This is a genomic window from bacterium SCSIO 12741 (genome assembly GCA_024398055.1).
In the GTDB taxonomy this organism is placed as follows: domain Bacteria; phylum Bacteroidota; class Bacteroidia; order Flavobacteriales_G; family Salibacteraceae; genus SCSIO-12741.
The window spans coordinates 498,459-511,548 of sequence record CP073749.1; the positions used below are offsets into that span (position 1 = coordinate 498,459).

Annotated in this window: 6 protein-coding genes; 4 read left to right on the forward strand and 2 right to left on the reverse strand. The window is 46.4% G+C overall.

The window, feature by feature from the left end; all coding sequences use genetic code 11:
- Positions 1 to 25: 25 nt before the first annotated feature.
- Positions 26 to 6,100, reverse strand: a complete 6,075-nt coding sequence (locus tag KFE98_02205) for a T9SS type A sorting domain-containing protein (GenBank protein ID UTW62994.1) — start codon at positions 6,098 to 6,100, stop codon at positions 26 to 28.
- Between the two features lie 2,711 nt (positions 6,101 to 8,811).
- On the opposite strand from KFE98_02205, the gene galE reads away from it, so the two are divergent.
- Both galE and KFE98_02215 read left to right on the forward strand, forming a co-directional pair.
- Complete coding sequence (gene galE, locus KFE98_02210) at positions 8,812 to 9,834, forward strand: UDP-glucose 4-epimerase GalE (GenBank protein UTW62995.1); 1,023 nt, start codon at positions 8,812 to 8,814, stop codon at positions 9,832 to 9,834.
- Positions 9,835 to 9,838: 4 nt separating this feature from the next.
- Positions 9,839 to 10,756: an NAD-dependent epimerase/dehydratase family protein gene (locus tag KFE98_02215; protein UTW62996.1), complete on the forward strand. Its 918-nt coding sequence runs from the start codon at positions 9,839 to 9,841 to the stop codon at positions 10,754 to 10,756.
- Positions 10,757 to 10,770: 14 nt separating this feature from the next.
- Here the strand turns inward: KFE98_02215 and rlmH are convergent, their stop codons facing one another.
- The gene (gene rlmH, locus KFE98_02220) at positions 10,771 to 11,244 is read right to left on the reverse strand and encodes a 23S rRNA (pseudouridine(1915)-N(3))-methyltransferase RlmH (GenBank protein ID UTW62997.1); all 474 of its coding nucleotides are present in this window, start codon (positions 11,242 to 11,244) and stop codon (positions 10,771 to 10,773) included.
- Positions 11,245 to 11,296: 52 nt separating this feature from the next.
- On the opposite strand from rlmH, the gene nadC reads away from it, so the two are divergent.
- Both nadC and KFE98_02230 read left to right on the forward strand, forming a co-directional pair.
- Positions 11,297 to 12,139, forward strand: coding sequence for a carboxylating nicotinate-nucleotide diphosphorylase (gene nadC / locus KFE98_02225; protein ID UTW64618.1), 843 nt, complete (start codon positions 11,297 to 11,299; stop codon positions 12,137 to 12,139).
- A gap of 3 nt (positions 12,140 to 12,142) precedes the next feature.
- Positions 12,143 to 13,078 (forward strand): YihY/virulence factor BrkB family protein, encoded by a 936-nt coding sequence (locus tag KFE98_02230; protein UTW62998.1) that lies wholly within the window; start codon positions 12,143 to 12,145, stop codon positions 13,076 to 13,078.
- The last annotated feature ends 12 nt before the right edge of the window (positions 13,079 to 13,090 follow it).

Genomic DNA, 13,090 nt, shown 5'->3' on the forward strand with positions numbered 1-13,090 from the left:
GGTAAAAGGCTAATTGAAAAACCTCTTATTCTTGAACCACCAGTTTTTGCATGTACAGGGTTCCATCTTCTAAACGAATTCTCAAAACGTAGGTTCCACCGGATCCATCCATCAATTCGATGTCGTAAAGGTTACGCCCGGCATGTGCGTAGGTATCTTCTTTGAGAATCTCTTGTCCCACACTATTGACCACGCTCAGGGTGATATTCATACCAGCATCAAGTTCCACAGCAACCTGAAATTTACCGTTATTCGGATTCGGGAACAAAGACAAGTCGTCCGAGCAATTGTCAATTCTGATCAGAGCGGAATTCTCTTGGTAGCAACCATGCTCGTCCACTACCTTTAAGTCGATAGAATGATTGCCCAGTTCAAATGCTGAAGCCAGCTTTTCGAAGGTTGCCCCCAGGGTATCGTTGTTCCAGATGTAGTAAGCATGACTGGTATCCGCCACTATCAGGCGAACGGTATCTGAACTACACCAATCGATATTCCCCTCTATGGTGGCATCTGGGAAGGGAAGCAAATCCACCCGACGCAAGGCACTGTTGGTACATCCTAGGGTATCCGTTATTTCATAAGCCACGTCAAAACTTGAGGCCAATTCGCCACTTACCAAAGTAGTTCTCTTAATTCCATCCACATAAAAGCTTCCTCCTGCTGGATGACCATAAGGAGCCAGTTTCAATTCTGGATCACCCTGGCATTTTAGCGGCAGGGAATCAATGCTCGCTTGAGGTAATTGGTGCAATTCAAATTGAGCCGCTAAAGTATCGCTGCCGCATCTGCTGGAAACACTGTAGAAAATAGTCTGGGTACCTGCAGGTCGTCCGGCGGGAACAAATACCGTGTCCTGAATAACTCCCTGACCATGATAAACACCTCCTGTCGGCAATCCCGAAGTGAGGATTACTGGCGCCGAACCGAAACACAAATCTTGGGGAGTGAAAGACTGAACCCTTTCTACGGTATCCACATGTACTTGTTGGCCTGTCGTATCGGTACATCCATTGCCGTCCACAAAGGCATATTTCAGGTTATAATCACCGAAACCAAGGGAAGGATCAAATTGAGTTCCTCCTGCAACACCAGTTCCCATATAATTTCCTCCTGTTGGCATTCCCTCAATCAAAGTATAGCGACCTCCATTTTCACAGAGATCAGGAATGGGTCCAAAAGTGACATTCGGTAAAGTATCCACGTTCCAGGTGGTATAAACCGTATCGGTACAACCACTGGTATCCGTGTAGCGATAACCTAGGGTAGTGGAACCAGAGCCCACAAGAGTTGCGCTAAAAATCGAATCTTTCACAACCCCAGCTCCCAGGTAACTTCCTCCGGCAGGAGAGCCTGTTTTGATAACGAAATCAGGGGTATTTTCACAAAGAATAGAAACGGTTCCTAAACTTATGGAAGGCAACGATTTGACCTCAATGGAATCCATCAAACTATCCGAACATCCAAAAGAATTGGTGAACAGATAGGATACCGGGTATTTGCCCGGAGCAGCCGGCCCATAAAATACTGAACCGGTAACCTGAGGACCGGAATAATTTCCTCCTGCAGGAAGTCCGCCGGTTAAAATCAGGGTATCACGGCTACACAAAGCTGCCCAACCCGGAAGTTGAATGACGGGAACTGAATCTATCCGAATCGTTTCATCCAGCGTATCCTTACAACCAAAGGAATTGGTATAAGTACAAGAAACGGTGTTTACTCCTGGTGTTAATCCCGATGGATTAAATTGGTTTCCGGTTACTCCATTACCCAAATAACTCACTCCAATTGGAGATGCGCTTAAGGTTATTGGACTCGCATTTTGACAAATGGAATCAGCCAGAGCAAAAGTCATCGCCGTTAACGAGTCGATGCGAATGGAATCGGTTAAAGAATTAGAGCAACCGTTGCTTAGGGTATAGCTGTAGGTAATGTATTGTTTTCCGACGCCCGCTACCTGAGGGTCAAATTGATTACCCGAAACACCTGAACCGCTGAATGTTCCTCCGGCCGGAGTTGCTGAAAGTGTTAACGGACTTCCATTTACACAAAGAGAATCAACCAACTGGAAGTTGACACTTGGAGAAACATCCACTTTAATCGTTTGTGAGGCTGAATCCGTACAGGAATTTCCATCGGTAAAGACGTACCAAATTGTGAAGGTTCCGATTCCTGTTATTTGAGGATCAAACTGACTATTCAGAATTACGCCATTGCCTTTGTAGGTTCCTCCAGGAGGTGTGGCAGTATTAATGTTTACCGCCGGACTGGAACTACAAATATCAGCAAGCGCTGGGTAATTAATAACCGGTACCGTATCCACTTTCAAATTAGAGGAAGCCGAATCTGTACAGGAATTAGCATCCGTATAGACGTAAGTAATGGTATGGGTACCGGCCTTAGCTACATTGGGGTCAAATTGGCCAGCACTTACTCCCGTTCCTTTATAGGTTCCTCCAACTGGAGTTGCTCCGGTCAAGGTAAGTATAGTTCCATTCTCACATCGATTAGCAAATGTGGGAATGGTAACTGTAGGCTGACCATGAACAGTAATCGTTTGGGTTGTACTGGAGCTGCAATTGTTTCTATCGGTATAGCTATAGGTGATGGTATGTGTACCCGCACCTGCTGTGGTCGGATTAAATTGTCCTCCACTTACTCCTGTTCCGGAATAAGTTCCACCCGCTGGACTTCCGCCGCTCAAGGCAAAGGCGGCGTCACCAGCACATACTGCTGCAAATGGATTTAAGGTAACGGTGGGTTGTGGGTTTACTGTAATCGTTTGCGTAGCGCTATTGGTACAGCTATTTCCATCGGTATAGGTGTAGGTGATCGTATGCGTTCCTACTCCTGCTGTGGCCGGATTAAATTGTCCTCCGCTTACTCCTGTTCCAGAATAGGTTCCACCCGCTGGACTTCCGCCGCTTAAGGCAAAGGCTGGTGTTCCTACACAGGTAGAACTTAAGGCTGAGAAGGTCACGGTTGGCAATGGATTTACCGTTACTGTTGTGCTTGCACTGTCGGTACAGTTGTTCGCATTGGTGTAGACATAGGTGATCGTATGAGTTCCAGCTCCGGCCGTGGCAGGATTAAACTGTCCTCCACTTACTCCCGTTCCTTTGTAGGTTCCGCCGGCTGGACTTCCGCCACTCAGAACAAAAGCTGCTGCATCAATACATACCGCATTGATGTTGGCCAGAGTCACATTCGGTTGAGCATGAACAGTGATGGATTGGGTAGCACTTGAGCTACAGTTATTGCCATCGGTATAGATGTAGGTGATGGTATGTGTACCCGCACCTGCCGTGGTCGGATTAAACTGTCCTCCGCTTACCCCGGCTCCGGAATAAGTTCCTCCAGCTGGACTTCCGCCGCTCAAGGCAAAGGCGGCGTCACCAGCACATACTGCTGCAAATGGATTTAAGGTAACGGTAGGCTGTGGGTTTACTGTAATCGTTTGCGTAGTGCTATTGGTACAGCTATTTCCATCGGTATAGGTGTAGGTGATCGTATGCGTTCCTACTCCTGCTGTGGCCGGATTAAATTGTCCTCCACTTACTCCGGTTCCAGAATAGGTTCCTCCAGCTGGGCTTCCCCCGCTTAAGGCAAAGGCTGCTGTTCCGACACAAGTTGGTGTTAAGGCTGAGAAGGTCACGGTTGGCAATGGATTTACCGTAACGGTTGTGCTTGCACTGTCGGTACAGTTATTCGCATTGGTGTAGACATAAGTAATCGTATGAGTTCCGGCTCCTGCCGTAGCAGGGTTAAACTGTCCTCCACTTACTCCCGTTCCTTTATAGGTTCCGCCGGCTGGGCTTCCGCCACTCAGCGCAAAAGCTGCTGCATCAATACATACCGCATTGATATTGGCCAGAGTCACATTCGGTTGAGCGTGAACAGTGATCGATTGGGTCGCACTGGAGCTACAGTTATTGCCATCGGTATAGTTGTAGGTGATGGTATGTGTACCCGCACCGGCTGTAGTCGGATTAAATTGTCCTCCACTTACTCCTGTTCCGGAATAAGTTCCACCGGCGGGACTTCCGCCACTCAAGGCAAAAGCGGCATCACCTGCACAAACTGCTGCGAATGGATTTAAGGTAACGGTAGGCTGTGGGTTTACTGTAATCGTTTGCGTAGCGCTATTGGCACAACTGTTTCCATCGGTAAAGGTGTAGGTGATCGTATGCGTTCCTACTCCTGCTGTGGCGGGATTAAACTGTCCTCCGCTTACTCCGGTTCCAGAATAGGTTCCACCCGCTGGGCTTCCCCCGCTTAGCGCAAAGGCTGCTGTTCCCACACAGGTCGGACTCAGCGCTGAGAAAGTAACCGTTGGCAATGGATTTACCGTTACCGTTGTGCTTGCACTGTCGGTACAGTTGTTGGCATTGGTGTAGACATAAGTAATCGTATGAGTTCCAGCTCCGGCCGTGGCAGGATTAAACTGTCCTCCACTTACTCCCGTTCCTTTGTAGGTTCCGCCGGCTGGACTTCCGCCACTCAGCGCAAAAGCTGCTGCATCAATACAAACCGCATTGATGTTGGCCAGAGTCACATTCGGTTGAGCGTGAACAGTGATCGATTGGGTCGCACTTGAGCTACAGTTATTGCCATCGGTGTAGTTGTAGGTGATGGTATGTGTACCCGCACCGGCTGTAGTCGGATTAAATTGTCCTCCGCTTACCCCGGCTCCGGAATAAGTTCCACCGGCTGGACTTCCGCCACTCAATGCAAAAGCGGCATCACCAGCACATACTGCTGCGAATGGATTTAAGGTAACGGTGGGTTGTGGATTTACTGTAATCGTTTGCGTGGCACTGTTGGCACAGCTATTTCCATCGGTATAGGTGTAGGTGATCGTATGCGTTCCTACTCCTGCTGTGGCTGGGTTAAATTGTCCTCCACTTACTCCGGTTCCAGAATAGGTTCCACCCACTGGACTCCCCCCGCTTAAAGCAAAGGCTGCTGTTCCCACACAAGTAGGAGTTAAGGCTGAGAAGGTCACGGTTGGCAATGGATTTACTGTAACGGTTGTGCTTGCACTGTCGGTACAGTTGTTCGCATTGGTGTAGACATAAGTAATCGTATGAGTTCCGGCTCCTGCCGTAGCAGGGTTAAACTGTCCTCCACTTACTCCCGTTCCTTTGTAGGTTCCGCCGACTGGGCTTCCGCCACTCAGAGCAAAAGCGGCTGCATCAATACATACCGCATTGATATTGGCCAGAGTCACATTCGGTTGAGCGTGAACAGTGATCGATTGGGTCGCACTGGAGCTACAGTTATTGCCATCGGTGTAGTTGTAGGTGATGGTATGTGTACCCGCACCTGCCGTGGTTGGATTAAACTGTCCTCCGCTTACTCCTGTTCCGGAATAAGTTCCTCCAGCTGGACTTCCTCCGCTCAAAGCAAAAGCGGCATCACCTGCACAAACTGCTGCGAATGGATTTAAGGTAACTGTGGGTTGTGGATTTACTGTAATCGTTTGAGTGGCACTGTTGGTACAGCTATTTCCATCGGTATAGGTGTAGGTGATCGTATGCGTTCCTACTCCTGCTGTGGCGGGATTAAACTGTCCTCCGCTTACTCCGGTTCCCGAATAGGTTCCACCTGCTGGACTTCCGCCGCTTAAGGCAAAGGCTGCTGTTCCCACACAAGTAGGACTCAAGGCTGAGAAGGTAACCGTTGGCAATGGATTTACCGTTACTGTCGTGCTTGCACTGTCGGTACAGTTGTTCGCATTGGTGTAGACATAGGTGATCGTATGAGTTCCAGCTCCAGCCGTGGCAGGATTAAACTGTCCTCCACTTACTCCCGTTCCTTTATAGGTTCCGCCAGCTGGACTGCCACCGCTTAAAGCAAAAGCCGCAGCATCGATACATACCGCATTGATGTTGGCCAAGGTCACAGTTGGACTAGGAAGAACTTCTATGGTTTGTGAAGCTGTATCACTACATCCGGCTCCATCCGAGTATGTATAATAGACTATATGCGTTCCAACTCCGGCAGATATAGGGCTAAACTTCCCGGAGGAGACATGGCTTCCAAAATAAGTACCCCAGCCGGCAATCCACCAGAAAGAGTAACATCGGCACTTCCGGCACATACATCCGCCAGAGCGGCAAAGGTGACAACGGGCTTTGCGTTTACTTTAACGGTTTGACTCGCCGTATCGGTTCCACAAGTATTGGTAAACAAGTATTGAACGGCATGCGTTCCTACACCCAGGGCATTGGGGTCAAAGGTGTTGGTCGCCGTTCCATTGATACGATAAGAACCACCCGCTGGACTGCCTCCGCTGAGTGCAAAGGCGGCATCATAAATACACTTATCTGCTAGGTTGGCCAGGGTGGCTTTGGGAACTGAATCCACATCAACGGTGGTAGTGGCTGTATCATTACAACCATTGGAACTAACGATGTAAGAAATATTATGGGTTCCTGCTCCTGCAGTACCAGGATAAAACAATACAAAATTGACCCCTGTTCCGATAAAGTATCCTCCAGCCGGCGTTCCATAGGTGGACAGAACCATAAAATTGGTCGACTCGCACTGATCGGGAATGGCACTCACCGTAGCATTAGGAGCCGCTTTAACAGTAATGGTAGTGCTCGCCGTATCCGGACACCCTAATGACGTGTAGATGTACAAAATGGTATGAGTTCCTACACCTGCTACTGAAGGGTCAAACTTGTTGCTACTTACTCCTGGTCCTTGGTATACACCCCCTAATGGAGCCCCACCAAACAGGCTAAAAGCAGGTGCATTTTCACACACATCGGAGAAGGGGAACAGCACGGCTGATTGTCCACCAACACTAATATTCTTGTTCGCTGAATCCGAACAGCCGTTGGAATCGGTGTAAATGTAGTTGAGATTAAAGGACCCAAGCCCAGCGGTTGATGGGCTAAACACGGTGTCTTTCTTGATTCCAATTCCCTTGTAAATACCTCCAGATGGAGAGCCCTGAGTCAAAGTAAAATCAGCATCACCAATACAGGTATTGGGAAAATTGGAAAGGGTTACGTTAGGAATAGGGTTAACCGTAACCTTAATGGTTTGGGAGGTATCATAACAACCATCGTCCCACACCACCAGGCTGTAATTACCGGAAATATGGGCTTTGTAAACAGTGTCGGTAGCAGCCACGATTGGGATGCCGTTATACATCCATTGGTAATCTAATGAGGCCTTGTTGTTTGAGGTCAATCGGACGGAATCTCCGTTACACACTTCGGTTCCAAGAGGAGCTTTGATAATCGCCGTATCCGCATCGATACAGTCGGACACCTTCACGATAAAAGCATCCCTTTGTTTGTTGCTGATGGCTACCTTATCACCAAATGCGGCAATACCATTAAACTCTCCGCATGCATAAATATTTTTGTTGGAATCCAGGCTAATTGCGTTTCCCTGATCAAAGGAACTCCCTCCGGCCTGCTGGGCCCAAATAAACTTCCCAGCAGAATCTACCAGGGAGAAGTAAATTCCATAATACCCTATCGAACTTAGGGTGGTAGAGCCAAAATCTGCACTATTAAAAAATCGCCCAGTGATTCCGCAATTGGTTCGGTTGTCTACATCCATGCTGTAGGCATAGTCATAACTCACACCACCGGCACTGGACACCCATTGCGCGGCACCTGAGGTATCATAGCGAACGACAAAAATATCGTAACCTCCTTTGGAGGTCACGCTCTTGGTTCCAAAAGTGGCCGTATTCTGAAAGGAGCCACTCATGTATACCAGGTTATGTTTGTCTACTGCAATTCCGGCTCCGTCATCAAAACCAGTACCGCCTTCATCTTTGACCCATATTACCTTACCGTTTCCGTCCATTTTGGCGATGAATGCGCTGTAGTAATTGGCAGGCACAGAAAGGCTCGATCCAGCAAAGTTCATACTTTGATAAAACCGTCCGGTCATGTATAAGTTTTGAGCCTTGTCGATCGTAATGTCATTCACGTTGGTGTAACCCGGACCGGTTACCGCTTTGGCCCATTTGAAGTTTCCGTTTTTATCGAGTTTGGTAATAAAACTTTCGTATTGATTGAAGGTCGTCGCATTTAGGGTGGTTGTATCAAACTTCGCTGTGCCACGAAAACCGCCGGTTACGTAGATATTGTCAGCAGTATCTATGGTCACTCTTGGGTAAGCCGCCCACCAATAGGAATAGGCATAAACCCAAACGTTTCCTACTTCGGCGGTTTTAACCCATAAAATCTTTCCGGTAGTATCCAATTTGGCTACAAACAAACGTCCGTTTGATGCGGTAGCAGAAGGGAGATTGAAGGTGTCAATTTTGGCGTTACTACTCTTGTAGTAGCCCACCATAACCAGTTCATCTGAATTTTTGTTCAAGGCCAATCCTGTTCCTACATCTGCGTTGGATCCGCCACCACTCAAAACCCATTTTTGGTTACCCCGAACGTCGTGCTTAACCAAAAATATTTCGGCCACATTTCCGGTAATGGTATCCTTACCCCATGTCGGTTTGTAATTAGGTCCTGCGGTAACGGCTCCGGTAACGTAGTTGTTTCCTACTTGATCGGCTACCACTTCGAATGAGACGTCTTGGGCATCTCCTCCACCGTTCTTTACCCAATCGACTTGTTGGGCAAAAACAGGTGTAATAAATAGTGATAGTATTAGAGTTATTGCTGGTAAAAGTTTGATCATACGCCCTCCATTAAAAGGTTCATAGATAGTTAGTTGCAAATGGCTTTGCGACGCCCCTATTCTAGAGGTAAGACTCACAAATTAAGAAATAGTTTGCTAATATCTTTGATTTATATTTGTAGGAGTTAACCCGATTGGATGAAAATTGTCGTCACCGGAGGCCTTGGTTACATAGGCTCCCACACCATTGCAGAGATTCAGCAAACCACCGATTGGGAGGTTTTATCCATAGACAACCACCTTAATTCTCTTCCCGATTTTGCGCAACGGATTGAAGACGTGACGGGTAAACCCGTGATAAATCATCCTATTGACCTGAGAGATTTTGAGGCTCTTCGAAGCTTTTTCAAAACTGAAAAAGACATTGATGGAATCATTCATTTCGCGGCCCTCAAAGCGGTGGGAGAATCGGTAGAAAAACCTTTGCTTTATTACGACAATAATCTCAATGGACTGATTCATATTCTCAAATGTTGCGAAGAATTTGATATTCCGTCTTTTATATTTTCTTCATCCTGTTCTATTTATGGGTCGGTAACCACGTTGCCGGTCAATGAAGAAACACCTTTTTCTCCGACAGAATCTCCCTACGCTTACACCAAACTTGTAGGTGAACAGATACTTCGGGATTTCGCCAAAAAACGCTCTACCCAAACCATATCTTTACGGTATTTCAATCCGGTTGGAGCTCACCCAAGTGGAAAGATTGGAGAATATCCCATCCAAAAACCATCTAATCTGTTTCCAGTAATTACACAACGTGCCAGTGGCTGGATCGACGAAATGTTTGTTCATGGTCTGGACTATCCAACACGAGACGGATCTTGCATCAGAGACTACATCCATGTTTGTGATATAGCCAGAGCACACATTCAGGCATTGGAAAAATTAGCCAAAGACCCGAACAAAGAGTTCATAGATTTTTATAACCTTGGCTCGGGTGAAGGCGTAAGCGTACTTGAAGCCATTTCAGCTTTTGAACGCAATGCTGGAATGAAGCTGGATTACAAAATTGGGCCTCGCCGTTCGGGCGATACTATTGCTATTTATAGCGATAGTTCCAAAGCCCACCAAGAGTTGGGATGGGAAGCCCAACATTCGATAGATGAAATGATGACCAGTGCATGGGCCTGGCAACAACAACTTAATAAGGAAAAATAATTCGATGGCAAAAATCTTGATCACCGGAGGTGCCGGTTTTATCCCTGGATCATTGGGAGCAAAGCTGGCTGAAAACCCAAACAACTTTGTGGTTTTGGTGGACAATTTTCTAACTGGAAAAAAGAGGAACATTCCGAAGGCGGAAAACGTGCGGTTTATCAAATGTGATGTAAATGATTTCGAGGATATAGCTCCGGTCATGACTTCACACAGTTTTGATTACGTTTTTCACTACGCTGCTGTGGTGGGTGTAAAAAGAACCCTGGCCAACCCAGCCATGGTATTGAACGATTTGGAAGGAATCAAAAACATTCTAACCCTGTCTAAAAACACCGGGGTAAAACGGGTCTTCTACTCCTCTTCTTCAGAAGTATATGGAGAACCTGTAGAACTTCCTCAACACGAGGAAACCACACCTCTAAACAGTCGATTGCCTTATGCCATTGTAAAGAATGCGGGAGAAGCTTTTTGCAAGGCTTACAAGCAGGAGTACGATTTGGATTATACCATTTTTCGCTTCTTCAATACCTACGGCCCATTACAGAGTACAGATTTTGTAATGTCCAAATTTCTCTCGGCTGCTCAGAAAAACGATCCTATCACTATTTATGGTAACGGATCACAAACCCGAACTTTCTGCTACATTGAAGACAACATCCAGGCAACATTAGCTTGTATGGAAGGTGACCATTATGTGAATGATGTGGTTAATATGGGTAATGATCATCAGGTAACCATCCTTGAGTTGGCTCAATTGATCATCGAGAAATCGGGTTCGAAGTCAGAGCTCAAGCACTTACCCCCTCTTCCTGAAGGTGATATGGCTCGAAGACAGCCAGATATCACCAAAATGAAAAAGCTTCTAAACCGCCCTCTTATCACACTGGACAAGGGTATTGAGAAGTTGCTCAAGGTAAGGTAGAGCTCGTCGCTTTCTTAAGAATGGTGGTAGGGCATCCCTTTGAGGATGGTAAATCCACGATAGATTTGTTCGATAAAGAACAAGCGAATCATCTGGTGGGAAAAAGTCATTTGGGATAAGGCGAGCTTGTCTTGAGATCGCTGATACACATCCTCTGAAAATCCATAGGCTCCGCCAATTACAAATACCAGGGATTTGTGGGTTCCTTGCATCCATTTGTCCATTTGGCGAGCCCATTTTTCAGAACTGTATTCCTTTCCCTTCTCATCCAATAGGACTACAAAATCCGAGGGTCCTATTTCGGAGAGGATAAGCTTTCCTTCCTGGTCTTTGGTTTCTTTTTCAGACAAGGATTTTCCCTTTCTAAGTGCTGGAATTTCAACCCATTCCATTCGGGTAAATCGGGATAGCCTTTTTTGGTACTCCTGCATCCCGGTTAAGAGGTACTTCTCCTGGGTTTTTCCTACTGAAATTACTCTGATCTTCATGAGCGATTGTCCAAATGTAAAACAATACATTTGCCCTGGCTGCCTATTAGAAATGATTATCATGACACTTACTGAACACATAAATCTGGCCCTCAGAGAAGACATTCGAGAAGAGGATCATTCCAGTGCCTCTTGTATACCTCAAGATGCTCAATCTGCTGCGGTGCTAATCGCTAAACAGGAAGGGATTCTCGCCGGCGTGGAAGTGGCCCGCGAAGTTTTTAAACAGGTAGATTCCGAGCTAAAATTCGAGGCATTGATGGAGGACGGAGATACCCTAAATTTAAAAGACCGGGTATTTACGGTAAAGGGTTCAGCCCGATCCATTCTTAAAGGAGAAAGACTGGCCTTGAATTACCTACAAAGGATGAGCGGAATTGCCACGCATACCCATTCCTATGTGGAATTGGTAAAGGGTACCAAAGCCAAAATTTTGGATACGCGTAAAACCACTCCTGGAATGCGTTTGTTTGAAAAAGCAGCGGTTAAAATTGGAGGTGGTGAAAACCACCGGATGGGTTTATACGATATGGTTATGCTCAAGGACAATCACATCGACTTTGCTGGTGGAATTGATGAAGCTATGGATGCCACCGAGTCTTACCTCAATGCAAAGGGACTAAACCTGAAAGTAGAGGTAGAAGCTCGGGATTTGGAGGAGGTAGCTGCCATCTTAAAAAACGGAAAGGCGGATCGGGTGATGTTCGATAACTTCAATTACGAAGACACCAGAAAAGGAGTTGAATTGGTGGCTGGCAGAATGGAAATCGAATCTTCTGGTGGCATCAATCTAAATACCGTAAAAGGATATGCTGAATGTGGCGTTGACTTTATTTCGGTTGGCGCACTAACCCATCAAATAAAAGCCCTCGATTTAAGTTTGATCGCCGATTAAATTATGACCATAAAAAGGGTAAAACAAAAAGCCAAGTATTTCCTGCTTAGGTTGATGGCGTACAGCAAACGCTTCTCCTTTCCAGGCTTCGACAGGGTTCCTTTGTTCTATGTCCTTCGCTTCTTTTTCAAAAGTATGATTGACGGCGATTTGATCAATCGGGCTGGGAGTATGGCCTTTAGCTTCTTCCTGGCCTTGTTTCCCGCGATCATCTTCATTTTTTCACTCATTCCCTACATTCCAGCTCCGGATTTTAAGGCCAACCTCTTGGCTCAAATTCAGATGGTGATGCCGGGAACAGCTTACTTTCTGGTGCAGAATACGATCGAAGAGCTGGTCAACATTTCCCGTTTCGATTTGCTATCCTTTGGTTTTATTGCGAGTATCTTTTTTGCATCCAACGGGGTAAATACCACCATCGACAATTTCAACAACTCTATTCATGTAATCACCCCACGGAGTTGGTTAAGTCAACGCTTAATCGCACTCTTTCTGGTACTCGTTTTAGGAACGCTTATCCTGATCAGTATGGCCGGAATTCTGTTTGGCCAGGAGTTTATTCGACTGATGGTGGATTGGGGAGTAACGGGTTCTTTAGGCGCCTTTTTACTCAATGTGACCAATTGGGTCATTACCCTGGCCTTCATCTATTTTTCGGTATCCTTCTTTTTCTTTTTTGCTCCTAATAAGAAGAGTCGCTGGAAATTTTTCTCGGCAGGATCAAGCTTAACCACGATACTGGTGATTCTGGTTTCCCTGGCCTTCGGCTCCTACGTGAATCGGTTTGGGACCTACAATAAGATTTACGGATCCATCGGAGCCGTTATGGTCACCATGCTGTGGATCTATTTCAATTGTATAGCCCTTTTGGTGGGATATGAGCTCAATGTTTCCATTCGCCGAGCTCGTCATCAAGAAGAAGGGGAAGAAGCCAAATAAGAACTTAGTTCC